Source organism: Kocuria sp. KKT182, assembly GCF_055635395.1.
On sequence record NZ_CM145757.1, the window covers coordinates 2,452,066 to 2,477,518 of the forward strand.

At 71.6% G+C, this 25,453-nt stretch carries 29 protein-coding genes; 10 read left to right on the forward strand and 19 right to left on the reverse strand.

Features of this window, described 5'->3' with window-relative positions:
* Positions 1–39: 39 nt before the first annotated feature.
* Positions 40–744 (reverse strand): Pr6Pr family membrane protein, encoded by a 705-nt coding sequence (locus ACZ2G1_RS11500; RefSeq protein ID WP_470376827.1) that lies wholly within the window; start codon positions 742–744, stop codon positions 40–42.
* A gap of 92 nt (positions 745–836) precedes the next feature.
* Here ACZ2G1_RS11500 and ACZ2G1_RS11505 point away from each other — a divergent pair, with 92 nt between their 5' ends.
* Together ACZ2G1_RS11505 and ACZ2G1_RS11510 are read left to right on the forward strand one after the other, a co-directional pair.
* Entirely contained in the window at positions 837–1,682 is an 846-nt protein-coding gene (locus ACZ2G1_RS11505; protein ID WP_470376828.1) for a GmrSD restriction endonuclease domain-containing protein, read from the forward strand.
* A gap of 268 nt (positions 1,683–1,950) precedes the next feature.
* Positions 1,951–3,234: a M20 family metallo-hydrolase gene (locus ACZ2G1_RS11510; RefSeq protein ID WP_470376829.1), complete on the forward strand. Its 1,284-nt coding sequence runs from the start codon at positions 1,951–1,953 to the stop codon at positions 3,232–3,234.
* 60 nt (positions 3,235–3,294) lie between these two features.
* On the opposite strand, the gene ACZ2G1_RS11515 is transcribed toward ACZ2G1_RS11510, so the two are convergent.
* Genes ACZ2G1_RS11515 through ACZ2G1_RS11525 form a run of 3 tightly spaced genes read right to left on the reverse strand, consistent with a single transcriptional unit; the run spans position 3,295 to position 7,586 of the window.
* Positions 3,295–4,560 carry an ArgE/DapE family deacylase gene (locus ACZ2G1_RS11515; RefSeq protein ID WP_035924511.1) on the reverse strand — a complete coding sequence of 422 codons (1,266 nt, stop codon included), beginning with the start codon at positions 4,558–4,560 and terminating at the stop codon, positions 3,295–3,297.
* 9 nt (positions 4,561–4,569) lie between these two features.
* Positions 4,570–5,895, reverse strand: a complete 1,326-nt coding sequence (locus tag ACZ2G1_RS11520) for an MFS transporter (RefSeq protein WP_035924508.1) — start codon at positions 5,893–5,895, stop codon at positions 4,570–4,572.
* Between the two features lie 2 nt (positions 5,896–5,897).
* Positions 5,898–7,586 carry an amidohydrolase gene (locus ACZ2G1_RS11525; RefSeq protein WP_035924506.1) on the reverse strand — a complete coding sequence of 563 codons (1,689 nt, stop codon included), beginning with the start codon at positions 7,584–7,586 and terminating at the stop codon, positions 5,898–5,900.
* A 122-nt stretch (positions 7,587–7,708) separates the two neighbouring features.
* Here ACZ2G1_RS11525 and ACZ2G1_RS11530 point away from each other — a divergent pair, with 122 nt between their 5' ends.
* Positions 7,709–8,908 carry a PucR family transcriptional regulator gene (locus ACZ2G1_RS11530; RefSeq protein ID WP_081994233.1) on the forward strand — a complete coding sequence of 400 codons (1,200 nt, stop codon included), beginning with the start codon at positions 7,709–7,711 and terminating at the stop codon, positions 8,906–8,908.
* Positions 8,909–9,072: 164 nt separating this feature from the next.
* Positions 9,073–9,819 carry an SAM-dependent methyltransferase gene (locus ACZ2G1_RS11535; RefSeq protein WP_035924503.1) on the forward strand — a complete coding sequence of 249 codons (747 nt, stop codon included), beginning with the start codon at positions 9,073–9,075 and terminating at the stop codon, positions 9,817–9,819.
* Between the two features lie 109 nt (positions 9,820–9,928).
* On the opposite strand, the gene ACZ2G1_RS11540 is transcribed toward ACZ2G1_RS11535, so the two are convergent.
* Positions 9,929–11,068 (reverse strand): MBL fold metallo-hydrolase, encoded by a 1,140-nt coding sequence (locus ACZ2G1_RS11540; protein WP_470376830.1) that lies wholly within the window; start codon positions 11,066–11,068, stop codon positions 9,929–9,931.
* Positions 11,069–11,212: 144 nt separating this feature from the next.
* Positions 11,213–12,121 (reverse strand): LysR family transcriptional regulator ArgP, encoded by a 909-nt coding sequence (locus tag ACZ2G1_RS11545; protein ID WP_272026467.1) that lies wholly within the window; start codon positions 12,119–12,121, stop codon positions 11,213–11,215.
* Positions 12,122–12,191: 70 nt separating this feature from the next.
* Between ACZ2G1_RS11545 and ACZ2G1_RS11550 the strand changes: the two genes are divergently transcribed.
* Positions 12,192–12,788 (forward strand): LysE/ArgO family amino acid transporter, encoded by a 597-nt coding sequence (locus ACZ2G1_RS11550; protein ID WP_272026465.1) that lies wholly within the window; start codon positions 12,192–12,194, stop codon positions 12,786–12,788.
* Between the two features lie 10 nt (positions 12,789–12,798).
* Here ACZ2G1_RS11550 and ACZ2G1_RS11555 read toward each other — a convergent pair whose 3' ends face one another.
* Positions 12,799–13,164, reverse strand: coding sequence for a hypothetical protein (locus ACZ2G1_RS11555; RefSeq protein WP_272026464.1), 366 nt, complete (start codon positions 13,162–13,164; stop codon positions 12,799–12,801).
* A 190-nt stretch (positions 13,165–13,354) separates the two neighbouring features.
* Between ACZ2G1_RS11555 and ACZ2G1_RS11560 the strand changes: the two genes are divergently transcribed.
* Positions 13,355–13,852, forward strand: a complete 498-nt coding sequence (locus ACZ2G1_RS11560) for a DedA family protein (protein WP_272026463.1) — start codon at positions 13,355–13,357, stop codon at positions 13,850–13,852.
* 59 nt (positions 13,853–13,911) lie between these two features.
* Positions 13,912–14,229 carry a hypothetical protein gene (locus ACZ2G1_RS11565; protein ID WP_146202072.1) on the forward strand — a complete coding sequence of 106 codons (318 nt, stop codon included), beginning with the start codon at positions 13,912–13,914 and terminating at the stop codon, positions 14,227–14,229.
* 16 nt (positions 14,230–14,245) lie between these two features.
* On the opposite strand, the gene ACZ2G1_RS11570 is transcribed toward ACZ2G1_RS11565, so the two are convergent.
* The 5 genes from ACZ2G1_RS11570 to ACZ2G1_RS11590 form a co-directional block, all read right to left on the reverse strand.
* On the reverse strand, positions 14,246–14,386 hold the full coding sequence (locus ACZ2G1_RS11570; protein ID WP_017834987.1) for a hypothetical protein: 141 nt from the start codon (positions 14,384–14,386) through the stop codon (positions 14,246–14,248).
* A gap of 70 nt (positions 14,387–14,456) precedes the next feature.
* The gene (locus tag ACZ2G1_RS11575; RefSeq protein WP_035924477.1) at positions 14,457–15,032 is read right to left on the reverse strand and encodes an NADPH-dependent FMN reductase; all 576 of its coding nucleotides are present in this window, start codon (positions 15,030–15,032) and stop codon (positions 14,457–14,459) included.
* A 25-nt stretch (positions 15,033–15,057) separates the two neighbouring features.
* Positions 15,058–16,155 carry an FAD-dependent oxidoreductase gene (locus ACZ2G1_RS11580; RefSeq protein WP_470376831.1) on the reverse strand — a complete coding sequence of 366 codons (1,098 nt, stop codon included), beginning with the start codon at positions 16,153–16,155 and terminating at the stop codon, positions 15,058–15,060.
* Between the two features lie 58 nt (positions 16,156–16,213).
* On the reverse strand, positions 16,214–17,125 hold the full coding sequence (locus ACZ2G1_RS11585; protein WP_470376832.1) for an alpha/beta hydrolase: 912 nt from the start codon (positions 17,123–17,125) through the stop codon (positions 16,214–16,216).
* Between the two features lie 26 nt (positions 17,126–17,151).
* Complete coding sequence (locus ACZ2G1_RS11590; RefSeq protein WP_109269063.1) at positions 17,152–17,700, reverse strand: CueP family metal-binding protein; 549 nt, start codon at positions 17,698–17,700, stop codon at positions 17,152–17,154.
* 147 nt (positions 17,701–17,847) lie between these two features.
* On the opposite strand from ACZ2G1_RS11590, the gene ACZ2G1_RS11595 reads away from it, so the two are divergent.
* Entirely contained in the window at positions 17,848–18,744 is an 897-nt protein-coding gene (locus ACZ2G1_RS11595; protein WP_470376833.1) for a hypothetical protein, read from the forward strand.
* 22 nt (positions 18,745–18,766) lie between these two features.
* Here ACZ2G1_RS11595 and ACZ2G1_RS11600 read toward each other — a convergent pair whose 3' ends face one another.
* The 3 genes from ACZ2G1_RS11600 to ACZ2G1_RS11610 form a co-directional block, all read right to left on the reverse strand.
* Positions 18,767–19,129: a YciI family protein gene (locus tag ACZ2G1_RS11600; RefSeq protein ID WP_035924466.1), complete on the reverse strand. Its 363-nt coding sequence runs from the start codon at positions 19,127–19,129 to the stop codon at positions 18,767–18,769.
* 35 nt (positions 19,130–19,164) lie between these two features.
* On the reverse strand, positions 19,165–19,509 hold the full coding sequence (locus ACZ2G1_RS11605) for a nuclear transport factor 2 family protein (protein WP_017834994.1): 345 nt from the start codon (positions 19,507–19,509) through the stop codon (positions 19,165–19,167).
* 63 nt (positions 19,510–19,572) lie between these two features.
* The gene (locus ACZ2G1_RS11610; RefSeq protein ID WP_035924462.1) at positions 19,573–20,709 is read right to left on the reverse strand and encodes a Gfo/Idh/MocA family protein; all 1,137 of its coding nucleotides are present in this window, start codon (positions 20,707–20,709) and stop codon (positions 19,573–19,575) included.
* A 163-nt stretch (positions 20,710–20,872) separates the two neighbouring features.
* Here ACZ2G1_RS11610 and ACZ2G1_RS11615 point away from each other — a divergent pair, with 163 nt between their 5' ends.
* Positions 20,873–21,511 carry a hypothetical protein gene (locus ACZ2G1_RS11615; protein ID WP_017834996.1) on the forward strand — a complete coding sequence of 213 codons (639 nt, stop codon included), beginning with the start codon at positions 20,873–20,875 and terminating at the stop codon, positions 21,509–21,511.
* A 79-nt stretch (positions 21,512–21,590) separates the two neighbouring features.
* Positions 21,591–21,749, forward strand: a complete 159-nt coding sequence (locus ACZ2G1_RS11620) for a hypothetical protein (protein ID WP_017834997.1) — start codon at positions 21,591–21,593, stop codon at positions 21,747–21,749.
* 50 nt (positions 21,750–21,799) lie between these two features.
* Here ACZ2G1_RS11620 and ACZ2G1_RS11625 read toward each other — a convergent pair whose 3' ends face one another.
* The 4 genes from ACZ2G1_RS11625 to sigK all read right to left on the reverse strand — a co-directional run bounded on the left by ACZ2G1_RS11625 (position 21,800) and on the right by sigK (position 25,216).
* Positions 21,800–22,753: a PI-PLC domain-containing protein gene (locus ACZ2G1_RS11625; RefSeq protein ID WP_017834998.1), complete on the reverse strand. Its 954-nt coding sequence runs from the start codon at positions 22,751–22,753 to the stop codon at positions 21,800–21,802.
* An 88-nt stretch (positions 22,754–22,841) separates the two neighbouring features.
* Positions 22,842–23,711, reverse strand: a complete 870-nt coding sequence (locus ACZ2G1_RS11630) for a hypothetical protein (protein WP_052132781.1) — start codon at positions 23,709–23,711, stop codon at positions 22,842–22,844.
* A 129-nt stretch (positions 23,712–23,840) separates the two neighbouring features.
* Complete coding sequence (locus ACZ2G1_RS11635) at positions 23,841–24,611, reverse strand: anti-sigma factor (protein ID WP_470376834.1); 771 nt, start codon at positions 24,609–24,611, stop codon at positions 23,841–23,843.
* Positions 24,608–25,216: an ECF RNA polymerase sigma factor SigK gene (gene sigK / locus ACZ2G1_RS11640; RefSeq protein WP_158279186.1), complete on the reverse strand. Its 609-nt coding sequence runs from the start codon at positions 25,214–25,216 to the stop codon at positions 24,608–24,610. The genes ACZ2G1_RS11635 and sigK overlap by 4 nt, the downstream gene beginning before the upstream one ends.
* Between the last annotated feature and the right edge of the window lie 237 nt (positions 25,217–25,453).

Sequence of the window (25,453 nt, forward strand, 5' to 3'; positions counted from 1 at the left end):
CCGGACAGCGCCCGGGCGGTCCCTGCGCGGCCCGGCCCGTCACCGGCGGCGCTCGGCCCCGTCGTCGTCGGCGGGAGCCCTGGTGCGGAGCCGGGAGAACCCGACGAGGACCGAGGCCGTCGCCGTGATCGCCACCGCGAGCACCGCGATCCAGACCGCCACGGACCCGTAGCCGCCGGCGGACCCGTGCGGGTCCAGGAACGGATAGGGGTACCACCAGGGGTTGCCGGTGCCCTCGGCCAGCACGAACGGCGCCCGCACCAGGGTGTAGACGGCCCACAGCACCGGATACACCACGATCCCGCCGACCGTCCGCCACCGGACCGGGCTCCGCCCCGGCGCGAGCAGCCAGTCCAGCAGCGCGTAGACCGGGACGATCGTGTGCAGCACCTCGTTGGCCCACGGCTGCTCCAGGGCCGCCTCCTGCGGCAGAGCGCGCAGCAGCGCGTTGTAGACCACTCCGGTGGTGACGGTGTACGTCGTGGCCGCGGCGCGCAGGGCCCCGAACCACGGCGGGTCGGCGCCCCGCCGTGCGAGCAGGTACCACGCGCCGAACCCGAACACCACGGCGTGGAACAGCGACGTCTGGATGGTGAAGTAGCTGAAGAAGTTGGCGACGTCGACCGCGATGGCCCGGTCCCCGCGCTCGATCCAGAACCCCAGGTACGCCTGCAGCCGCCCGGCCACGGCCACGACCAGGGCCAGGCCCATCAGCACGCGGGCCGCGGCGAAGCACCGTCTCATGTCTGCCTTCCTCCGGTGCCGCAATCTACCCCGAACGGCTGACCTGCGAGAATAGGGGTCCCGACACCACCGGCCGGAGCGGAGGGAACACCGTGCGCAGATTCGAGCCACCGCAGACCCGTGCCCGGCGGACGGTGCTCGTCCCGCTCGCGGTCGCCCTGGGCGTCCTGACCGGCTGCACGCCGCAGGCCGTGGAGACCACCTCCCCCGCCGCGCGGGCGCTCGCGGCCCTGCCCGTCGGGAACGCCGGCAGCGGGGAGGACTACGACCGGCTCGCCCAGTTCGGGGACTGGGCCGATCCCGACGGCAACGGCTGCGACGCCCGCAACGACATCCTGGCCCGGGACCTCACCGGTGACGTCCTCCACGACGACGGGTGCAGGGTCCTCTCCGGGACCCTCGAGGACCCCTACACCGGGCGGACGATCGAGTTCGTCCGCGGACCGCTGACCTCCGCCGACGTGCAGATCGACCACGTGGTGGCGCTGAAGAACGCGTGGATCTCCGGGGCCGACCGGCTCACCCAGGACGAGCGCACGGCCCTCGCCAACGACCCGCTCAACCTGCGGGCCGTGGACGGGCCGACCAACGGGGCGAAGTCCGCCTCCGACGCCGCCGGGTGGCTGCCGCCGAACGAGTCCTTCCGGTGCGAGTACGTGGCCACCCAGATCGCGGTCAAAGCCCGCTACGAGCTGTTCGTGACGGCTCCCGAGCGGGACGCCATGGCGGACGTGCTGGCCGGGTGCCCGGACCAGGACGTGCCCACCGATGTCCCGCCGGCCGGGAACACCGCCGCGGGGCCGTCACCGGCGGAGGAGGTCCACTACGCCGACTGCGCCGCGGTCCGCGCCGCGGGTGCGGCGCCCCTACGCTCGGACCAGCCCGGCTACCGCCCGGAGCTGGACCGGGGCGGGGCCGAGGGCCTGGCCTGCGAGTGACGGTGGACGCCGCGGCACCAGGGCATCCCGGAGCACATTCGCGGCCGGGACGAGGTGGCGACGAGGCCCACAGGGCCTGACACCTGCTGGCTCAGCCACGACTGACGGTCCGCTCTCGTGGCCTTCCCCACCGCCTTCGTGGTCGTCGGGGCTCACTGTACAAGTGCACAATGACACCGGCTGAACTGGTTGTTGGGAACTAGTGCCTGCACCCCGCTGTCCTGCGACGATTGTGGAAACCATCAATCCAGCGCAAGGACGGACAGTCATGCTCAACGGTGCCGTGCCCGAACCCGATCCCACCCAGTTCACCGGACCCGACGCCGCCTTCCTGGAGGACTTCGCCACCCTGTGCACCTTCGGTGCTACACCCGGCGGCGGAGTGGACCGGCAGGCCGGGTCCCCCGCAGACGGCGAGCAGCGTGCCTGGCTGACTCGGACACTGCAGGACAAGGGCTTCGACGTCCAGTTCGACCAGGTCGGGAACCAGTTCGGCATGCTGGAACTGCACCCTGGTGCGCCTTATGTGCTGGTGGGCTCCCACCTCGATTCCCAACCGACAGCTGGACGATATGACGGCGCGTACGGCGTCCTCGCCGCCGCCCACGCTGCATTCCGCCTCGCAGCGGAGTGGCGGGCCGATGGGACGGCTCCCCGCTACAACCTGGCGGTCGTGAACTGGTTCAACGAGGAAGGCGCTCGCTTCAAGCCGTCGATGATGGGCAGCTCCGTCTACACCGGAAAGATGCGGCCCGAGGACGTTCTGGCCACCACAGATCCGGCGGGCATCACCGTCCGAGAGTCGTTGGAGGCCACCAATGCTCTGGGGCAGGGCGACGGACCGACCGCCGTCTACGCCGCGGAGATCCACATCGAGCAGGGCCGCAGCCTGGAACGCGACGGCATCGCCATCGGAGTCATCGACTCCAACTGGGCGGCCAACAAGTACGAGTTCGAGGTCCGCGGTGAGCAGTCGCACACGGGGTCGACAGTCATCGCTGACCGGCGCGATGCGCTGCTCGGCGCGTCGATGCTCGTCGTCGCCGCCCGGGAGATCGCGGATCACTTCCCTGACGGAGCCGTTCACACTTCGGTCGGCCAGCTCGACGTCTATCCCAACTCGCCCGTGGTCGTGCCCTCGCTGGTCACTCTGCTCCTGGACCTGAGGTCCGCCGACGAGCAGCTCCTCGCCGAGGCAGATCAGCTGTTGCATGAGCGCATCGAACGGATCGAGCACGCGGCCCGGGTCGGGATCAGCAGGACGGGGTCCCACTGCTGGCCGGTCACTCCCTACCAGTCCGAAGGTGTGGAGCTGGCAGAGAAGACCGCCGCCAACCGAGGCCTCACGTACACGCGGGTCAAGACGTTGGCCGGACACGACTCCACCAATCTGAAGGACATCGTTCCCACAGTGATGCTGTTCGTTCCGTCGGTGGAGGGCATCTCGCACAACGAGCACGAGTACACCACCGACCGGGACGCCGTCACCGGGCTGCACGTGCTCACCGACGTTGTCCGAAACCTCTGCCTCGGGGAACTCGACCCCCGATAGTCGCGACAACGCGGAAGGCGCCCGGCCAACGGCAGAGCGCCTTCCGCGTTTCCGGCGTTGCTACGCCGGCTCGGTCACGCCGCACCAGTCGGCGATGAACAGAGCGATAGTCTTCGTCACCTTGCGCACGGACTCGAGGTGCACGCGCTCATCGAAACCGTGGATCGACTCGGACACTGGCCCGTAGACCAGCGCCGGTATCCCGGCGTACAAGGCGAAGACCCGGCCGTCCAGGTATCCCGGGGTGGTGAAGCTCTGCAGCGCCGACCCGAAGGTTTTCTCATGCGCAGCCGCCAGAACCGCCTCGGCGTCCGAGCCCTCTTCCAGGACATAGCCCTCGGAGAAGAACCCCGTCCGCTCCGCGGATACTGCAGCCCCGGAATCCGTGGTCCGGAGGCACTCCTGGATCTCTTCCCATGCGTCAGCGGCTGAGATGCCGGGATAAAGTGCCACGCGCACGTCGAACTCGCACCAGGAGGGCACGCTCGAGGGCCAGTCGCCGCCGGAGATCATGCCGATGTTGAGGTTGATCGGACGATCAACGTCTTCGAAGTACCGGTGGTTGCCTCGGTCGGAGTTCCACTTCGTCTCCAATTCCCGCAGTGCGCCCATGACCGTGTAGGCCGCGTCGATGGCGTTGAACCCCGAGGCCATCTCCCGCACGTGGGTGGGTTTGCCGGACACACGGACCCGGAACCAGATCACTCCGACGTTCGCCCGCACCAGCATGTTCTCCTCAGGTTCGGGGATGACGACGGCATCTGCGGTGTAGCCGCGCTGCAGCGCGGCCAGTGATCCGTTGCCAGTGCACTCCTCCTCCACGACCGACTGGAGGTGGATGGTCGCCGCCGGCGTGAATCCGGCAGCCAGGACAGCGTCGAAGGCGAAGAGATTCGCGGCCAGGCCGGCCTTCATGTCGCCAACCCCTCGCCCGTACATCCACCCGTCCTCGACCACGGCATCCCAGGGGTGGTGCTCCCAGGTCTCCTCAGGTCCGGTGGGGACGACATCGATGTGCCCATTGAGGATGAGTGAACGTCCCCGCTGCTCCGAGGCGGTGTAGGTGCCCACAACGTTGGTGAGGTCCTCGAAGGCAACAGTGGTGGGGCCGTATCCCACATGCGCACTCAGGGCTTCGCCGTCGAGCGTCCACCGATCCACGGCGAGGCCGCGTTCCCGGAACTGGGCGGCCATGAGGTCCTGGGCGCTGGCCTCAGCGGCCCTCAACGAGGGGTGGCGAACCAGCTCCGCTGTGAACTGGAGCTGCCGGTCGAAAGCAGCGTCTACCGCGTCGGTGATCCGGCGCGCTGTATCGGGATCCAGCATGGTTCCTCCTTATCGAACGATCGACTTGTCCTTGACGCGAAGACGTTCGCCGAAGAATCCACCGGCAGCAGTGATCAGGGACACGGCAATCAGCAGCAGGGCTGGGGCCCAGGAGGCACCTCCGGAGAATCCCAGCAGGGCCACGGCGATCAGAGGCAGGAATCCGCTCAGCGCACCGGCCAGGTTGTAGCCGAGCGCGACACCGCTGTACCGCAGATGCGGTGGGAACAGTTCGGTCAACAGACCGCCCGTGACCGCGTAGGCCAAGGAGAGCAGGGCGATACCGACAGTTACCGCCAGGATGATGGCCGCCGGACTGCGGGAGTCGATCAGCCAGAAAAGCGGGAACGCGGCCACCGCGGTGGCGATGCCGCCGAACACGGTCATGCGCCCGGGCCCCATCCGTTCGCTGACACGGCCCACGAGCACGATGACGCCGATCTGGACGACAGCGGCGATCAGGGTGGCGTTGACCATGAGTCCACGGTCCATGCCGAGCGTTTCAGTACCGTAGCTGATGACGAAGGTGGTCATGATGTAAAAGCCACCGACGCCCAGAAAGGCGGCCATGATGGCAACGATCAACCGGCCCCAGGCTTGGCGGAAAACGTCGACTGCCGGGATCTTGGCGCGCTCCTCCAGCTTGACCAGTTCACGGAAGATCGGTGATTCCTCGACCTGCAACCGGATGTACAGCGCGATGAGCAGCAGCGGGAAGGCCGCCAGGAACGGCAGGCGCCAACCCCACGAATCAAAAGCGTCAGAGGGCAGGAGCAGCACCAGGGCGAAGGCGCCGGAGGACATCAGGGTGCCGACCGGCGAACCGACCTGCACCAGCGCCGCATACCGACCGCGCTTCTCGAGCGGGGCGTGCTCCACCGCGATGGTCATGGCACCGCCCCATTCACCGCCCACCGCAAGACCCTGCACCAGACGCAGGACTGCCAGCATGATGGGTGCGGCGAGGCCGATGCTGCCGAAGTCGGGCAACAGGCCGATCAGTCCGGTAGCCACGCCGATCGACACGATGGTAATCAGCAGCGCTGGTCGACGGCCTACTCGGTCACCGATGTACCCGAACAGGACGGCGCCGAGCGGTCGGGCAGCGAAGCCGACACCGAACGTGGCGAACGCTGCCAGCGTCGCGGCCGTCGGATCGAGTGTTGTGAAGAACAGTCGGTTGAACACGATGGCGGCAGCAGTGCCGAAAAGGAAATAGTCGTACCACTCAAGAGCCGTGCCGACGAAGGCCGCGCGGGCGATCTTCCCGGCATCGGCTCCGCTGACAACGGGCACCGCCGTGTCCACTTCCGGCGTTGTCTCATGTGATTCCATGTTCAGTCTCTCGATCCTTCGATGTGGGACGGGGTTTGGGCGGTGTGGTCAGTCGTCTGCAGTTCATCGACATAGTCCTGCCCAAAAATGCAGACGCCGTCGAGCAAGGTGGCCAGCACAGTGATTCGGCTGATGTCTTCGGGTGGCACTTCTGCCGGATGCGCCGAGAGGAAGACCAGATCGGCGAGCTTTCCGCGTTCCAGGGTTCCCCGCTGGTCTTCTTCTCCTGCGGCCCACGCCGCGTCGACCGTATAGGCACGCAGGGCCGTTTCGGCGTCAACGCGTTCCTGGGGACTCATCGTTGCTCCACAGGAGGTGCGGCGCAGCACCATGGACTGCATGCCCAGCAACGGCGCCCCGGCTGCCACCGGCCGGTCCGAGCTGCCAGGTACTCGCACCCCGAGATCGAGGAAGGACCGGTGACGGTACACCCACGGTTCCCGCTCCGCGCCGACAGCGTCGGCCATCGTGTCACCCACCTCGTACAGGAAGTGCGGTTGCGGAACCGGGGTGACCCCCAAGGAGGCGAACCGGTGCAGCTGGTCCGGCCGCACCATGCCGGCGTGCTCGATGCGGTGTCGTGCCTCAGATCTTGGCAGCTCCTGTTGGGCAGCCGCGAAGGCGTCCAGGGCGACATCGACGGCGGAGTCCCCGATCGCGTGTGCTGCGATGTTCCAGCCCGAGCAGTGCGCGTCCACGATTCGTTGGGTCAGTTCCTCGATGGAGAGCTGAAAACTGCCGGTGCCGTGGTCGTGGTCGCAGAACGGCTCCGTCACGGCAGCCGTGCGACCGATCAGGGAACCGTCGATGAAGATCTTCATGGCGCCGAGCCGGACACGATCGTCACCGAATCCTGATGCGATACCGAGGTCCAAGCCGAAGGTCCTCCGGTCCGCGGCATGGCAATGCAGCGGGTGCAGGGCATCACTGGAGGCCATCAGCTGGACCCGAGTTCTCAGCAGACCCTGGCGCCGGGCTTCCACGTAGGCGGCAAGTTCCACGGCGCTGCGTCCGATCCACCCCGCACCGATGCCCGCCTCCACCACATGCGTCAAACCCTCCGAGGCATAGACCGAGCTGGCCGCTCCGATCGCCTCGACCAGGTCCGCCACCGGGTAGGGCACCATCAGCGCGGTGACCAGCTTCTGGGCCTGTTCCTCGAGCAGACCCGTTGGCCCTTCGGAATCTCGGACCACGGTGCCGCCTTCGGGGGTGGGCGCCGAACCGTCCAGCACGCCCGTGCGTTCGAGCGCCTCGGTGTTGACGGTGCACATGTGTCCCGACCGATGCTTGAGCCAGACCGGACGGCCATTCGAGCACCGGTCGAGATCGCTCCGGTGCGGATGTCCACCCATGACCGTGTCGTCATAGCCAGACCCCACCACCCACGCGTCTTCAGCGAGGCCGGACGCGAATCCGGTGACAGCGTCGTACAGCTCGTCCAACGTCCGGCAGCCGGACAGGTCCAGCTCGGCGAGAGATTGTCCGAACCAGGCCATGTGATTGTGTGAATCGCCAAAACCGGGGACCACGACGGCGCCCTCGCAATCGAATGTGCGCCGTGCGGGGAGCTGGAGGACGTCCTCATCAAGACCGATGATTCGTCCGTGCAGCACGCCCAGGGCGTGCGCCACGGGAGCCCCGTCGATCATCGTGAAGATACGGGCATTGACAAGTTTTAGATCCAGCATGATCCTCCAGGGATCTCTTCCACAGTTTGATGACCAGATAGGCGTATCCCTTCCCATCGTGGCCCGGATCACGACTCCAGACAATGGATGAAGACAGCGCACTATGGCCCTAGAATGGGCAAATGCCCAATGAGGAAGCGGTGTACGCGGGAGACCCTGCCGAGGGGCCGGACTCCCGGTCGGTCGTGGCGGATGTAGTGGCCGGCTGCCTGGCCGACATCGACCAGATCGCGCAGGACTTCCTGCTGGAAGTCGAGCAGATCGAGGGTTACTCGAGCTCCGCCGTAGTAGCCCAGGACCTGCAGGAGACCGCGGTGGCCTCGATGGAGTTGCTGCTGCGGCTAGTGGGGGATCTCCCGATACCCGACCGGCTGGCAGGGATGTCTGAGGCTCTGGGCCACCGCCGCGCACAACAGGGAATTCCGCTCGAGTCCCTGCTGCGCGCGGTGCGCATGGACTTCCGCATCCTGTGGACCGCGATGCTGAAGAAGGTCCCCGTTGCGTCCCTGCCGAAATTCACCGAGGACGCGGTCCGGGTGTGGGAAGCAGTGGAGTTCCACACCATCCGAGTGCACGCGGGCTATCTCGATGAGCTGGCCACCATGGCCCAGGAGAAGGAAGCGCAGCGCGCATTCCTCCTGTCACGGCTTCTGAACTCGGATGGCAAGGACTCGCAGTTGCTGGGCCAGGCCGCCCGTGCGCTGGGCGTGAATCCGGAGAGCAGCTTCGTCGTCGCCGTCGCGGCTGAACACGCGCAGAAATCCTTCAGGACCGGGGTTCATCGCGCCGGCGCCGACCAATTTCTGCACGAGCGCGACGGCGCGCTGATTCTCATTCTCGAGGACACTCCGGCCCGGCCCGGACAGGAGCCAGCAGAGGGGCGCCCCTGGCTCGCCCCACTCGACTGTTTCGTGGCACCCCGCGCGCAGTCCTTGGCCGAGGTGCCTCTCATGCTCCGGATCGCGTTGGAGTCGCTGCCGGCAATCACGCCCGAGACACCAGGCCAGCGGACCGTGGGGCACACATGGGGACATGTGGCGGCCACCCGGCTGGGAGAGTACGGAACGGTTCTGGCGAACTCGGTACTCGGGCCCCTCACCACCATCTCGGCGCATGAAAAGGAGCGGCTGATCGAAACGGTCCAGGCGTATCTCCGTTCGGGGTCGGTGTCCGACGTTGCTGGAGAGCTGTATTGCCACCGGAACACGGTGCTGAACCGGCTTGCCCGCTTCGCGAAGCTCACCGGATACGATCCGGCCAGTCCGCAGGACGCCGCGACGGTCATCGCCGCACTTCACACCAAGCGGCTACTGGACAACTGATCGGAGCAGTTGAGAAACCAGGCGCGAGAACTCCCGTGGGTCAGTGTCCCGAAACCGGCCATGTATGAAGCGGAAGGGCGTTGGGGCAGGATCAGTTGGCACCGGGTGGCGCGGCGATCCCCCGGATCTTCCCATCGCACGGCAGGACGGAGAAGAATCTGGTGATGGACCTCCCCCGCATCTTCACCATCCGCGAGAGCACCCACCGGATCCACAACCCGCTGACCGCGGGCAAGCTCGCGGCCCTGGGCGAGGCGCTCCACCTCGCCCCCGGGACACGGATGCTCGACCTGGCCAGCGGTTCGGGCGAGATGCTGTGCACCTGGGCGCGTGACCTGGGTTTCACGGGCACCGGGGTGGACATCAGCACGGTCTTCACCGAGCAGGCCCGGGCCCGCGCCGTCGAACTCGGCGTCGCGGACCGGGTCGAGTTCGTCCACGGTGACGCCGCCGGCCATGTCGCGGACCAGCCGGTCGACCTCGCCGCCTGTATCGGCGCCACGTGGATCGGCAACGGCGTCGCCGGAACCGCCGAGCTGCTCGACCGCAGCCTCCGCCCCGGAGGACTGATGCTGATCGGCGAGCCCTACTGGCGGCGGCTCCCTCCGGACGAGGAGACCGCCCAGGCATGCCACGCCACCGGCATCGCCGACTTCCTGCTCCTCCCGGAACTGATCGAGCAGTTCCAGGCGCTCGGATACGACGTCGTGGAGATGGTGCTGGCCGACCAGGACAGCTGGGACCGCTACGCCGCCGCCCAGTGGCTCAACCTGCGCCGCTGGCTCGACCAGAACCCGGACGACGATCTGGCCACCGAGGTACGCGAAGAACTCACCACGGAGCCCGCCCGCTACGCGCGCTCCACGCGTGAGCACCTCGGCTGGGGAGTCTTCGCCCTCATGGAACGCTGATCTCCCGGAGCAGGTTCCCGGGTCAACGGGCGTACGACCCGGCGGGACCGAGGAGGTCGAGGCCGGGGCGCAGCACGAAAAGACCGGTCCGGGAGTACCAGGAGCGCCTTCAGGAATGCGTGGGAGGCGGCTGGAGACCGATCTCGTCCAGGTCGGCCCCGACGATCAGCCGACCGCTGTACCCCTGCTGCGCCGCCTGCCACTTCTCGAGCGGCCAGCTGCCCGGCACGAAGTGGTTGAGCACGAGCGTCGGAACGCCGGCCTTCTCCGCGATGGCGCCCACCTCTTCGACAGGGGTGTGGGACTTGATGAGGTGCTGGAAAGCCGCCTCGTCCTCGGGGCTGCGAGGTTCCGGATAGCGCTGGGCCGCCCATTCGGTGGCGATCACCTCGTGCACCAGCACATCGGCGCCCCGTGCCATCCGGACGAGGTTCTCGCTGGGTCCGGTGTCGCCGGAGAAGACGACGCTGCCGTCCTCGGTGTCGAAGCGGAAGGCGAAGGAGGGGAAGACCGGAGCATGCTGGACCAGGGTCGCGGAGACCTTCACCCGGTCGTCCTCGTAGAAGACCACCGGCTTCATCCGCGGGTGCGGATCGCCGTTCGGGTCGTCGACGAGACGCTCCGGCAGCGGGATGTCGTGACCGGCGAACATGTCCTGCGGAGCGGGCATGCCGCCGTCGATGGCGCGATCGTTGAAGTCCGTGGCGAAGGCACGCACGAGCAGCCCGACCATCTCCGCGGTGCCCGGGGTGGGGTTGTCGGGGGCGGTGATGGGCGGCATCGGATGGGTGCCGGTCTTCGGCGGCAGGATCCCGCGGTTGCCGGGGCCCCACACCGGGACAGGGCGGTCCGCGGCCACCAGACCGTTGTAGGCGCCCAGGCTGAGGATGTTCGACAGGTCGTTGATGTGGTCCGAGTGCAGGTGGGTGAGGAAGATCGCGCGCAGATCGCTCAGCGCGGCCCTGGCCTGCCAGTTCCCGAGCTCGGCGTCCATGAGCCGGAATCCGACGCCCTCGCCGGTGTCGACGAGGTAGTAGCGGTCACCGACGACCAGCGCGCTGGCGATGCCCGTGCGCGGGGGCTCGGTGGTGCCCCAGCCCGGGCCACCACTGGTGCCCAGGAGGACGATCTTGGTCCGTGCATCGGAACGCAACGGCGTGCCGGCCGCCGCCGCAGCCACGGGGGCCGGGGCGAGCAGCGGAACAGCACCGGCGGCGGCGAGACCGCCGAGCACCGTACGACGCGACACGGGAAGTTCTCGAGAGGACATCAGGACTCCTGGGCAGGCTGCAACGAGACGCACCTCACACTAGTCCGCGGGCCGTCTGCTCAACAGGCGGTCGAGCACCGACCCCCTCCCCCGCACCACGAGCGCACTGACCGACTGTGGCCCCTACGCCGGCGGGCCGGCCCCAGGCCCGTCCTGCTCCGTGGCACGCAGGTGCTCCCGGGCGACCCGGCGGACGCACTCGGTGATGCGGTGCAGCCGCTCGGAGTCCAGGGCCCAGCTCTGCCAGTAGAGGGCGACGTCGTGGTGCGCGTGGTCCTCGAGCAGCTCCAGGGACCCGTCGGAGAGGTCCGTGCCCAGCTGCAGCTCCGGGAGCATGCCCCAGCCCAGACCCGCCCGGACGGCGGCGAGGAAGCCCTCGGCGGACGGGACGGTGTGGGTGGGCGGGGACCGGTCGACGCCGCGGGCGCGCAGTGCGCGCAGCTGCAGGTCGTCCTTGGCGTTGAACCGGAGCACCGGCATGTCCGCCCAGTCGACGCCGGCCTCGGTGGTGAACCGCCGGCGCAGGGCGGGGGTGGCGACCGGGACGTAGCGCATGAAGCCCAGCCGCTCGAGCCGGCACCCGCTCACGGGGGCGGGGTCGCCGGTGACGGCGCCGATGACGTCCCCCTGGCGCAGGAGTCGGCTGCTGTGGTCCTGGTCCTCCACGTGCAGGTCCAGGGTGGTGTCCGACCAGCCGGCGGCCTCCTGCAGGACGGGCACGAACCAGGTGGCCAGGGAGTCGGCGTTGACGGCCACCGGGGTCACCGTCCGGGAGGAGACCCCGTGGCCGAGGGAGTGCAGGGCCTCCGCCTCGAGCACCTGCACCTGGCGGGCGGTGCGCAGCAGCACGGCCCCGGCCTCGGTGGGAGTGCAGGGCGCGCCGCGGCGCACCACGACCTGGCCCACGGAGGCCTCCAGGGCCTTGATCCGCTGGCTGACGGCCGACGGGGTGATCCCCAGGGCGTCCGCGGCGGCCTCGAAGGTGCCCTCGTCGACGATCGCGGTCAGGGCGCGCAGATGCTCGAAGTTCATGAAGCAAAACTAACGCACCCATCAATTCTTTCGTTTGTCTGTATCTCAGGAGCTGGCTACCGTCGAGGCCATGTGGAGCATCTGGGGTACCGGGCTGATGAGCGGACTGGCGCTGATCGTCGCCCTCGGCGCGCAGAACGCGTTCGTGCTGCGGCAGGGCATCCGCCGCGAGCACGTGGGCGTGGTGGTGGCGCTGTGCGCGGTCAGCGACGCGGTGCTGATCCTCGGCGGCACGGCCGGGATCGGGGCGCTGGTCTCCCGGTTCCCGGAGGCCCTGGACGTGCTGCGGTGGGGCGGGGCCGCCTACCTGACGTGGTGGGCCGTGCGGTCCTTCGCCTCGGCCCTGAAGCCGTCCTCCTTGACCGCCGAGGCCCCGCGCTCCCGCGGATCGGTCATCGCCACCACCCTGGCCCTGACCTACCTGAACCCCCACGTCTACCTCGACACCGTGGTGCTGCTGGGCAGCCTCGCCAACCAGCACGGACCCGACGCCCGGTGGATCTTCGCCGGAGGCGCCGTGGTGGGCAGCGTGGTGTGGTTCTCCGCCCTGGGCTACGGCGCCCGGGCGCTGTCCGGGGTGCTCAGCAGCCCGCGCACCTGGCGGGTGGTGGACCTGGTGATCGGCGTGGTGATGCTCGCCCTGGCCGTCAACCTGGTGCGGGGCTGATCCCGCGGCCTCAGCCCGCGGCCGGCTCCTCGGCGGCAGGCCCCCCGGTAAGCGGCGGCTCCTGGGTCAACGGCTCCTCGGTCGTGGGCTCCTCGGCGGCCGGCTCCTCGGTCATCGGCTCCGCCGACGCCGCCTCGGTCCAGGAGGCGCCGGGCTCCCGGGGCGTCCCGGCGGCGAAGGCCTGCCGGACGGCCTCGGCCTGCTCCTCGGGACCGGCGTGCTCGGCGGCGGCGATCACCGTGGCGAACGCCTTCGTGTCGTGGACGAGCTCGGTGATCGTCTCGGGCGAGTCGACGCACCAGGCGTAGGCCGTCGCGTAGTCCACGGGGCGCCCGTCGGCGGTCACGGTCCCGCGCTCGTCGATCTCCACGCTCATGCGTCCTCCTCGGTCGGGGCTCCGGCCTCCGGAGCGGGCCGGCCGTACGGCGAGAGTACCCCCGGGCGGCACGGCAGGACCGGAGGAGACCCTCTGCCGGCCGGATCCGCGCCACCCGGGCGGGCACACCCCGTCGCGGAGTGACACCCTGTCGTCAGCGGTTGTCAGGCCCGCTCCCTAGACTGAACGGGTGCAGGCCTGGCTGGAGTCCCTCCCCCTCGGGGCCGCGATTCTGTTCTTCTGGGCCGGGGCCGTCGTGCGGACCACCACCATCTTCGCCCTGGGCCGTGCCGCCGCCACCGGCGGGAGCCGGCGCTCCGACCGCGTCCGCGAGCTCATGGACACCGCCGTGTACCGGCGGGCCCAGCGGTTCGTGCACCGCTGGGGCGTCCTGGCCGTCCCGGCCTGCTTCCTCACCGTGGGTCTGCAGACCGCCGTCATCCTCACCACGGCCGTCACGGGCATGCCCCTGCGCCGCTGGATCCCCGCGATGCTCGTGGGCACCCTCATCTGGGGCGTCATCTACGGCACCGTGGGCATGGCGGTCGTCTGGGCGTGGCTGGAGCAGCCGTGGGTGGTCGCGCCGGTCGTCGTCGCCGTGCTCCTCCTGCTGCTCGGCCACAGGATCCGCGCGCGACGCCGGGCCCGCCGCGAGCGCCGCGACGAGGACCTGCGGATCTCCCGATGATCCCCGGCCCGCCGTCCGGTCTCAGAGAATTCTTATGAACCGGGGGTAGTGTTCCGGCAGTGATGTCACCGATGCAGTCCCCCGTTCCCCACATGTTCGCCGCGCCCGTCTACGCCGCCGAGCGGCTGCTCGTCGAGGCCATCCACGACGAGCACGTCAGTGTCGACGCCGTCGTCGTCCTCGACGCCCTGGCCGAGCACGTCACGGCCGCGGAGGCCCCCGCCCTCGAGGTCGTCGCCGAGGACGCCCAGCTGACCTGCGCGGAACTCACGGCCGCCCTGGGCGACCTGGATGACCTGGGCTACCTCCAGGAGCTGGCCGAGCACGCCCCGCCCCTGTCCGCTCTTCGCGCCTCGCTCTTCGGAACGGCCGCCTGAGCCCAGCGGAACGGGCTCAGTCCCGCTGCTCGGACTCCTCGTTCTTGGCGTCCCCGTGCTCGTGCGGGATCGGGGTCATCTCGGTGGTCATGTCGGCGTCGTCGTTGGAGGCGGCGTCCTCGATGGGGTCCGGGCTGGAGGTGGGCTGCTCGCTCACGGGGTGCTCCTTCGTCGGGATGGCGTGCGCCGCATCGGCGCGGTGTCCCCAGACTACGACGGCGCCCTGCTCAGCCGGCGTCCTCCGCCGGGGCGCGCAGCGGCGCGAGGGCGGTGGACCAGGCCACGACCTGGTCCAGCATCGTGGCCAGCGAGCGCCGGTGGTGCTCGGCCGGGGCGAAGGTGCGGTAGTGCTCGAAGTCGGTGCGCAGGGACAGCGACACCTGCTGGCGCACGTCGGCCAGCTGCAGCTCCCCGGCCACCTGCCGCAGCTGCTCCACGGCGCGCACGCCGCCGGCGGTGCCGTAGGAGACGAAGCCCACGGCCTTGTTGTTCCACTCGGCGTAGAGGTAGTCGAAGGCGTTCTTCAGCACCCCGGGCGCGCCGTGGTTGTACTCGGGGGTGACCACCACGAAGCCGTCGAAGCGATCGATCGTGGCCGCCCACCGCCTGGTGTGCTCGTTCTGGTACTTCCCGGCCGAGGGCGGCACCGGCTCGTCGAAGTGCGGCAGGGGGTGCTCCCGCAGGTCGAGGAGCTCGAACTGGGCGTCGCCGCGCCCGGAGGCGTGGGCGAGGACCCAGCGGGCCACGTCCCCGCCGTTGCGGTTCGGCCGGGTGCTGCCGAGGATGATGCCGATGCGGACCATGGCGGTCCCTCCCGAGGGTCTCGGATCAGGTGCTGACAGTGCCAACACGTGCTGCGGGCCGCTGCTTCCCGTCCGGAGCCGCGGACAGCAGCCGCACGGCCTCGCGGGCGGCCGCCCGCCCCGCGCGGGTGGCGCCGAGGGTCGAGGCCGAGGCGCCGTAGCCGACCAGCAGCACCCGCGGATCCTGGAGCACGCGCACCCCGTCCATCAGGATGCCGCCGCCGGGTTCGCGCAGCCCCAGGGGTGCCAGGTGGTCCAGGGCGGGCCGGAAGCCGGTGGCCCACAGGATCGCGTCCGCCCGAACCTCCCGGCCGTCGGCGAGCCGGACGCCCTCGGGCGTCACCGCCCCCAGCGGCCCGGCCGAGACGAGGATCCCGGCCTCGATCCCGGCCCGGTACTGGGCGGTCAGGGGCAGCCCGGTGGCCGAGACCACGCTGGCCGTCGGCAGGCCCGCGCGGGTCCGCTCGTCGACCCGGCGCTCGACGTCCCGCCCCCAGTCCGGGTCGAACTCCCGGTCCGTGAAGCGCGGGGGCCGGCGGGTGACCCACGTGGTGGTGGCGCCCGCCGCGGCGAGCTGGAGCAGGAACTGCACGGCCGAGGTGCCGCCGCCCACGACCACCACGTGCCGGCCGCGGAAGTCCTCCGCCGAGCGGAAGTCGTGGGTGTGCAGCTGCCGCCCGCGGAAGGACTCACGCCCGGGGTAGTACGGCCAGTGGGGGCGGTCCCAGGTGCCGGTGCCGTTGATCACCAGCTCCGTCCGCCAGGTGCCGGTGTCCGTGACCACCTCGAGCAGCCCGTCGTCGGACGCCGCCTCGACCCGCCGCACCGCGACGGGACGGTGGACCGGCAGCGCGAAGCGGCGCTCGTACTCGCCGTAGTAGCGCGCGACGACGGCGGAGGCCGGCTCGGCCGGGTCCGGCACCCCGAGGGGCAGCCCGGGCAGGTCGTGGATCCCGTGGGCGCCGCCGAAGGTGAGCGAGGGCCAGCGGTGCCGCCACGCTCCCCCGGGGCCGGGATTGGCGTCGAGGACCACGAAGTCCTCCTCGGGGACCAGTCCCCGGCGCCGCAGGTGGTGGGCCGCCGACAGCCCGGCCTGTCCCGCCCCGATGACCACGACCTTCATGCCCGCTCCCCTTTTTGGTTGATGTATCACCAATCAGGGAACGGCCGGGGGTGCCGAGCTATTCCTGGGCCCGCCCCGCCGCCGGGGCGTGCTCCCCGAGCAGGGAGCGCACGTGCCGGACCGCCCGCCGGGCCTCCGGCGTCCACCAGGCGCCCACGTAGACGTGGAAGGCGCCGGGCTCGTAGATCAGCTTCCCCGGGTTGCCTGCCCGCGCCAGGTCCCGCGCGAAGGCCAGGACGTCGGCGGCCAGGATGTCCTTGCCGCCCTGGACCACGTGCACCGGCGGCAGCCCGGCCACGTCCCCGTAGAGCGGGCTGACCAGCGGGTCGGTGAGCTCGCGGTCCCGCGCCCAGGCCGCGGCCATGGGCACCACCCGGTCGGTGCTCAGCATGGGGTCGTGCGGATCGATCTCCCGCACGGCCGGGTGCGTGGCGGAGACGTCCACCGCCGGGGAGAAGCCCACCACGTGGTCGGGCATCCGCTGCCCGGCGTCCCGCAGGCGCATGGCCAGCCCGATCGCCAGGCACCCACCGGCCGAGTCCCCCGCCACCACGATCCGGTCCGCGGCGGGCCGGGCCACGAGGTCCGCCCAGGCCGCGGCGAGGAAGTCGTAGCCCTCGTCCATGTGGCCCTCCGGGGCCAGCCGGTACAGCGGGACCGTGACCGTGGTCCCGGTGTCCTTCACGAGCTCGCGGACGATCCACCAGTGCGCCGGCAGCAGCGGGTTCACGAACGCCCCGCCGTGCAGGTAGATCAGGTGGGACCCGTCCGCCCCGGCGCGCGGGGTCAGGCGCAGCAGCGGGCGCCCGGCCACCTCGGTGCGCTCCACGGCGTGCGAGCGCCGCAGGTCGGCGGGGATCCTGGCCGGCTCCGGGTACCGGCGCCCGTGCAGCTGCTCCACCGGGGTCCACGGCTGCAGGCGCGCCCGCAGCCGGACCGCCTGGGAGGTCAGGGCCATGCTGATGCTCATCCGGTCACCCTTCCTTCGCGCCGGGCTCAGGCCAGCTGGAGGGTGGTGAGGCAGGTCGGGCTGTCCGGGGAGGTCTCGAACTCCTGGACCGCCCGGCCCCGCTCCGAGCTGATCTCGAGCGTGCCGGTGATGTCCTTGGGCAGCCAGAAGCCCACGAACCCGTTCTCGTAGCTGGTCACGCTCTCGTCCACGAGCACGGCCCCGGAGCCGTCGGTGATCCGCACGTCGAAGTCCTCGCCCACGAGCTCGCCCTGGCACCCGGAGAGGCTGTGGAAGAAGCACTCGTGGGTCGTGGTGGCATACGGGGCGACCGCCAGGTAGAAGCGGTCCTCCGGCATGGGCAGGGCCGTCTCGGCGGTGCCGTCGTCGAGGACCACCTCGTCGTAGGTCACGGAGCCGGCGAGCCCGGCGTCGCGGTCCTCGTGCGTGCGGTCCAGCTGCTCGACGACCTCCTGCGTGCTCGCGCCCTCGAGCCCGTGCGCCCGGAGCAGGTCGTCCTGCTCGGAGCCCCCGCCGGCGCAGCCGGAGACGAGGAGGAGGACGGCGGCGGACACGGACAGCACGGCGGATCGCATGGGTCCAGGATATCGGGGCGGCCCCTGTCGCCGGCCCCTCCGCGGCCGCCCCGGGATGCCGGGAGTTTCCTGTGGGACCGGTCACAGATCCCGCCCCGGCGGCTAGAGTGGATGTCCAGTGGTGTGAGGGGTTCGGGAGGATCCGCCGTGCAGAACACCGAGAACAACGAGGTCTCCGGGATCGTGCTCCTGATTGCCGGGGCGGTGGTCCTGTCGGTGGTCTCGTTCGTCCTCGTCAACCTGGGCACGATCCTTCTCCTCCTGCTGGCCGGAGCAGCCCTGTGGCTGCTCGGCGTGCTCCTGCGGACGCTCGTCCGCTCCCTGGTGGTGCGCGCGCGGGAGCGGCTGCACGGCACGCCGCGGAGCAGCTCCGGGACCGGCGCCGGGTCCGGTGCGCGGACGGACGGAAGGGCCGCCGCGAGGAACCCGGACAAGAGCCCCCGGAAGAACAGCGGGAAGTCGATCGCCAGGACCGCCGAGCAGGCCCGGCTGGCCGCCGCGGAGGACATGCGCACCGCGTGGATCCGGTGGCAGCTCGGCGTCCTGCCGCCGCAGCAGCGGCACGGGGACGCGAGCTTCATCGCCGTCCGGCTGGCCGAGGTCCCGCACGCGGACTGGGACGCGACCCGGCTGCGGCGGCACGGCCAGGCCCTGTGGTCCGTCCGGGACGCCGCCGCCAGGACGCCCCTGCACGGGGAGGTCGAGGCCCGCCTGGACCGGGTGGCCGCCATGCTCTCGGAGCTGACCGACGAGGAGTTCGACACCCACCGCGGCCAGGTCGACGACCGCTACCTGTACCACCCGGACCGGGAGGTCCGGGCCGCCTACCTGGCGGGCGGTTCGCAGGGCGTCGAGGCCATCATGGGCACCATCACCGCCGTCCGCGCCCAGGTCCGCGAGGACGCGGCCGCCCGGGCCGCCGCGGACTCCCTGGCGCGCGAGCGCAACGCCGCGCTCCGGGCGCTGCGGGAGACCCGCCGGCCGGCCCGGCCCCGGGACGCCCACGCCGCGTGGGAGGCGCAGGCCGAGCAGATCGGCAGGTGAGCCGCCGGGACCGGGGCGGGCCCTACGCCAGGTGCTCCTCCGGCTCGCCCTGGAACTCGCGCACCTCCACCGGGAGCGTGGTCGCCTGCGCCAGCTTGCGGCCCCACTCGATGGCGGCGTCGTAGTCCGGGGCGGCCACGATGCAGATGCCCCCGGCGTGCTCGTCCTCGCGCTCGTACGGACCGTCCGTGGTCACCACGTCCTCGCCGTGGAAGCGCACGACGACGGACGCCTCCGCCCGGTCCAGGCCCCCGGCGAAGACCCACGCCCCGGCCGCCCTGAGCTCCTCGTTGAACGCGGCGACGTCCCGCATCACGGGCTCGAGGACCTCCGGGGCCGCCGGTCCGCCGTCGGGCTGTTCGATGCTGAGCAGGTAGTGCTTCATGGCGAGCCTCCTGGGCGTCGGATGGTCCTCGGAGTCTACGGTCGCGGCGGCCCGCCGAAATAGACCTGGGCGTCCACCACCTGCCCGTCGCGCACGGTGATCGCCTCCATGTTCCGGAAGGTCCCCCCGGTCCGGAGCTCGTACTCGTACCGGACGAGCACCAGGCCGGGTTCCGCCTCGACCACCTGGAGCAGGTCCTGCCGGGAGACCCGCTGCGCCGTGGGGAAGCACCGCTCGAAGTACGCGGCCCGGTCGATGTGGTCGTCCTGCGGGGACGTGAACCGGAACCCGTCCCCGACGAGCCCGCGGGCCGCCGCCTCGTCCTGCGCGAGGTAGGCGGCGAAGAGCCGCCGGACGACGTCCGTGCTGCTGCTGGTCATGCCCGCAAGCTACTCCCGGGCGGGGTGCGGGACAAGCACCGGGCCCGGTCCGCCGGCCGGGGCTCAGCCGTTCTGCGGGACCTGGGCCACCAGCTCGTCGTCGCCGGGCTCCGTCACGGGCGGCAGGGTCCGGGCCTGCTCCGCGACGGGGCGCACCGCGCGGTCCGCGGGCTCCAGGCGCACGGTCCGGCCCGTCTCGAGGGAGGTGAGCACCGCCTCGTGCACCCGGATGTCCATCAGCCCCTCCTCCCCGCCGGCCTCGGGATCGGTGCCGGTGAGGATGCAGTCCGAGAAGTACTCGGTCTGGCCCGCGAACTGCTCCACCGGGTCGTGGGCGCGGGTCTCGCTGCGCCCGTCACGGGTCACGGTCCAGCTGATGCCCACCTCGGGGCCGAAGCCGAAGCACGGCTGCGCCGCGACCACGCCCCCGGTGCCCACCACCGTGAACTGCTCGGTGGCCTCGCCCGCGTAGCTGATGGTGAACTGCGCCACCCGCTGCCCGGGGAAGCGCAGCGTCACCGCCACGGTGTCGTCGAAGTCGAAGCCGCGCCCCGGGGTCCGCACCCCCATCGCGTGGACCTCGAGGGGCTCGGCCGCGAACAGGTGGCGCACCGCGTTGAGGGGGTAGCTGCCCATGTCCGGGATGGGCCCGCCCCAGTACCCGGAGTGCCCGCGGTGGTTGGCCTCGTCGATGTCCTGGGTGAAGACGGCGGTGAACAGCCGGGGGTCGCCCACCAGCCCCTCGTCCCGGACCCGGGTGATCAGCTCGAGCGTGCCGGGCTCGTGGTGCAGCCGGTACGCGACCATCAGCCGGGCCCCGCCGCGCGCGGCGGCGTCGATCATCGCCCGGCAGTCCGCCACGGACGTCTCCATCGGCTTCTCCACCAGCACGTGGACGCCCGCCTCGAGCGCCGGCTCGGCGAACTCGCGGTGCCGGAACACGGGCGTGGCCACGTAGACCGCGTCCACGTCCCCGGAGGCCAGCAGCGCGGGGTAGTCCTCGTAGGAGTACGCGGGCACGCCGTACTCGGCCGCGAGCTCCCGGGCCTTGTCCGGGGTGCCGGTGACCAGCGCCGCCAGCACGGAGCTGCCGGCCCGGGCCATGGCGGGCAGGAACGCCTGCTGGGAGATCTGGCCGAGCCCGACCACCGCGTAGCGCACGGGGCCGTTCGTCGAGGGGGCGGTCCGGGGAGAGGTCATGGGGGCATCCTTCGCGGTCGGGACGGACGGTCCCGGCCAGACTAGCCCCGCGGGGTCCCGGCCGGGCGGAGCGGGCCCGGCGTCCCCGGATCCCGCCGGATGCGCGATCATGGGAGGTCCGAGGGACCGCGCACGCGTCCGTCCCCGCCCGTCAGGAGGATCCGTGCCCAAGAGCAAGCCCCGCAAGAAGGCCGCCGCCAAGAAGAAGCAGCAGCGGCGGGAGTTCCACGCCGCGGCCGGCGCCCGCACCGTCGACATCGAGGGCGCCGCCCAGGGCACCTGGGACGACGACGCCCACGAGCTGCTCGTCGCCCGCGGCTGGGTGGCCTACCGGGACCTGGAGATGGACCAGCTCGGCGACGGGTGGGAGTGGCTGCCGTCCCAGCTGCCCCTCGACGCCGGCGTGGGCGGGGAGCCCGGGCCCACCACCGTTTTCGCCGCGGCCGAGGGCGGCTACGACGTCGAGCTGGCCAACCCGAACGGCTCCGTGGACCCGGACCGCGCGGGCCACTACGACACCCTCGAGGACCTCGCGGCGGACCTGGACAGCCTCGAGGCCTGGCGCGTGCCGGCCGACGAGTACGTCCTGCCGGACGTCCCCGCCTTCTCCGCGGACACCCCGTGGGCGATCTGCCAGCTCTGGGCCGGCGGGATGATCGACCACTGGGAGCTCGCGGCGGACCTCATCCACTTCCCGTACGAGGAGACCGAGGAGGGCTTCGCCGCGGTCGAGCGCGCCCACCGGACCGGGCTGATCCCCGCCCAGCTCTACGCCGCGATCCGCGCCGGCCGCGCCGCGTAGCCGGATCCTCTTGTCGGGGCCCCGGGCCCGGCGTAGCGTGAGCCGGGACCATCACCCTGCTGAGCGCACGAGGAGCGGCATGAGCGAGACGACCCCGGACCCGGCCCGGAACAAGCCCTCTCAGGCCGAGGGGGACGTGCCGGAGGACCAGAGCGTGCAGTCGGCCGTCGACCCGGACGGCAACAAGCCCTCCCAGGCCGAGGGGGACGCCCCCGAGGACGCGCCGGGCGACGACTGATCCCCGGCACTGGTCCCGGGCGCCCCGCCGAGAGCGGCACGCGCCCGGGATCAGTGCCGGGTCAGCCCCCGGTCGTCCCGGGCGGAGGCGTTCTTCGGCGCCCACGCGGACAGGCCGAGGAGGTCGGCCACCTCGCGGTAGTGGCTGGTGGAGAGGATCCCGAAGCCGGCCTCGACCGCGCGGCGGTAGTAGTGCACGTCCAGGGCGTCGGCCGACAGGTTCTCGTCGTAGCGGTGCAGCTCCAGGCGCATGGGCACGTTCCAGCTCCGCATCCGCAGGCTCTCCTCCATGTCCGGGACGTAGTGGCCGGCGAAGCCGATCACCCGGCGGAGGTCGGGCACCTCCCGTCGGACGTCGTCGACCGTGGGCAGGCCGTCCGGGTGGGTCGGGACGAAGTAGACGAGGTCGGGGGCGATCCTGCGGTAGACGGCCAGCTCCGTCAGCCCGTGCACGCTCACCACCACCTGGCCCTCGGCCCGGTGCGTGCGGACGAGCTCGACGACGGCCTCCGGGGTCACGTTCTTGACGTCGAGCCACAGCACCGCCCCGGCCAGCACCGCCCAGGTGAGGAACTCGCCGGCCTCCCGGATGGGGAACCGGGTGACCTCGCCGTAGTTGTCCACCAGGTGCTGGCTGAGCACGTAGTCGGCCGACTGCTCGCTCACCGGGCCGGCGCCGGTGCTCCCGTGCCCCATGACGGCCTCGTGCAGGACCACGCACCGGCCGTCGACCGTGGTGCGCAGCTCGATCTCGATCATGGTGCGCGCCCGGGTGGCCAGGACGTTCTGGGCGGACTCGAGCGCCGAGCAGGGCCAGGACCCGTCGGGGTGGAACCCGGCGCGGCGGGCGAGCAGGAGGGGCCCGTCGGCGGACAGGCGGTCGTGGCGGGTGTAGGCGGCCAGTTCGGCCGGCGAGTCGAAGACGATCGAGTGCCCTGCTGCGCGCGCCGGCACGTCGGCTGCGACGTGGTCCGGCGAGTCCGGGCGGCGGTAGTTCTTCGGCATGGGAACTCCTGGGGGGATGGGAGCGCGGACAGCGGCCGTGGGGGGACGGCCGGCGGACGGGAAGCGGGGGAACTGCCCGTCCACGTGCTCAGGGGCCCTCGGCCACCCGTGCACGCTCCAACTCTTCCACGTCCGAGGCCGAATACGTGGCTGCGATCTGCATGTCGTTGCCCCCGCGCAGGACATTGCGGGTGCTGAGGCCCCGGAAGAGCGTCCTGGGGATGGGCCGGTAGGCGGTGCGGCCGTCTCCGACGGGCCGGACGCCGGTCCCGTGGCGCAGGGCGACGGCGTGCAGCCACACGTCGTCGGCCATCGGCGCGCACGCGGTGAACGCGGTGCCGAGCTCGCGCAGGGCGTCGAGCAGGTGCGGCGGGTAGAGCACGCCGGAGGTGCCCGTGGCGAAGGTGCGGACGGACGCTCCCGCCGGGGCGCCGGGGCTCCACGTCGCGTAGGGCAGGATCCGTCCTCCGCCGAGGCGGATCCGGTGGGTGCGGTGGGCGACCACGTCGTGCGGGTGCCGCGCGTGGACCGCGAGCAGCTCCTCGAGCCACGCCGGGCCGTAGAGCACGTCGTCGTCCGCGATGACCAGCGGCAGCTCGTGCCGCGCCCGGGACCGGACGTAGGGGTAGTACTTCTGGTGGGGTCCCCAGTCCTCGGTGCACCTCAGCTCGAGGCCCCGGCGCACCAGCCGCGCCAGCGGCGCGGGCGGGTCCGCCACGACGTCGGCCTCGCGCAGCCACAGGATCAGCCGCTGCGGGCGCACGGTGCCGTGCACCATCGACTCGACGGCCAGGTGCACCGCCCGGATCCGGCTCCCGTAGGACGTGAGGCTCACGACCACGGGCGCGTCCCCCCGCACGGGCGCGTCCGAGAAGCGGTTCCGGACCCGGAAGTACAGGGCGCTGCGGCTGGTGCGGAACGAGCGCAGCCAGTCGAGGACCAGCTCCCGGGACAGCACCCACCGCAGGGGGTGCCGGCGCCTCCCGCCCGGCCGGGGCCTCACGACGGGCGTGCCGGGGCCGCCCGGGCCGCGCCGCCGCCGGAAGGTTCTGCCTCGGTCATGAACTCATTCTGGCAGGAGCCGCGCTCAGATCTCCGCGGCGGCCAGCACCGGCAGGGTGGGCGTCTCGGAGCCGCCGGCGGGCTCCACGGTCATGGCCACCGCCCCGGCCCGGTCGATGTCGCCGTCCAGCCAGACCTGCACCTGTCCGCCGCCGAAGCGCACGTCCGGCACCGGGGTCTCGTCCTGCACGAGCCACAGCTGGTACTCCCGGCCCTCCCCCGGTCCAGCGAGGTCGGAGGCGACAAACAGCGCCGCGTCCGCCTGCGCCGAGACCACCAGGGTGGCCGGCCGGCCGTCCACGTCGAGCTGTCGGGTGGTGACGTCCGGGGCGCTCAGCAGCCGGTTCTGCCGGTCCTGCTCCTGGGCCACGAGCTGCTGCTCCCGCTGCTCGGTCTGCGTGCCGACGGCCCAGCCGCCCAGGGCCGCACCGGGCAGGAGCACGGCGGCCGCGGCGGCGGCCAGCCAGCGGCGCCGGGGCGGGCGCCGCTGGGCCAGGGACACGGGCGCGTCCCCGGCCCGGTCCTCGGCCCGTTCCTCCGGCCGCCGCTCCTGGGGCGTCCCGCGCACGGCCGCGAGGACGTCCCCGCGCAGCGCCGCCGGCGGCGGCTCGGCCACGGCGGCGGCGAGGTGCGCCCCGACCTCCCCGAACGCGGCCACCTCCTCCCGGCAGGCGGCGCAGCCGCGCAGGTGGAGCTCGAACGCGGCGCGCTCGCCGGGCTCGAGGGCGTCCACGGCGTAGAGCGCCGCGTCGGCGTGGACGTCGCCGGCCCGGTCGTCCCCCTGGATGTCCTTCACTGCCGCACCCCCAGTGCCGATCTCAGATTGGTGAGTCCGTCGCGGATCCTGGCCTTCGCCGTGCCCAGCGGGACGTCCAGGTGCTCCGCGACCTGCCGGTGACTGTACCCCCGGTAGTAGACCAGGCAGACGGCCTCCCGCTGGAGCGGGCTGAGCCCGCCGAGCTCGGCCCGCACCTCCTCGGAGTCCAGGGACTGCTCCACCTCGCTCCAGGTGGAGTCGGAGGGCGTCTCGGCCCGCCGGACCTCGTACTGCTGGTCCCGGTCCCGCTCCCGCTGGCTCTGCCGGATCCGGTCCACCGCGCGGCGGTGGGCCATGGTGCACAACCACGCCAGGACCGTGCCGCGGCCGGCGTCGAAGCGCTCCGCCTGCTGCCATGCCATCAGGTAGACCTCCTGGACCACCTCGGCGGCGAGCTCCGGGGAGCGGAGCAGCCGCAGCACGAGTCCGTGGACCGTGGACGACGTCGCGTCGTACAGCTGGGCGAAGGCGTCCTCGTCACCGCCCGCCACGCGGCGCAGCAGCTCGACCTGTTGTTCGGTCCGCCCGGGCACGGGGACCGGGGCCCCGGCTCTCCCGCTCCGGCCGGTCGGTCCTGGGCTCACGCGGTCTCGCTGTTCCCTCGGAGAGCGGCGCCCCGCCCGGGGTCCGGGCGGGAGCAGTGTCGCACTGCACCTTGCCACACCGGGTCGATGTGATGCCATCGACACACTCGTCGTCTCCATGACCGTTGTTCGTCGCGGGGCCGGCACCGGACGGGTCGGCGGTCCGTTCCGGCGCGCCGGAAACTTTTCTGCCCCCGCACCCGTCCGGGCCCGTTCCGGCGCCGAACTCACCGTGCG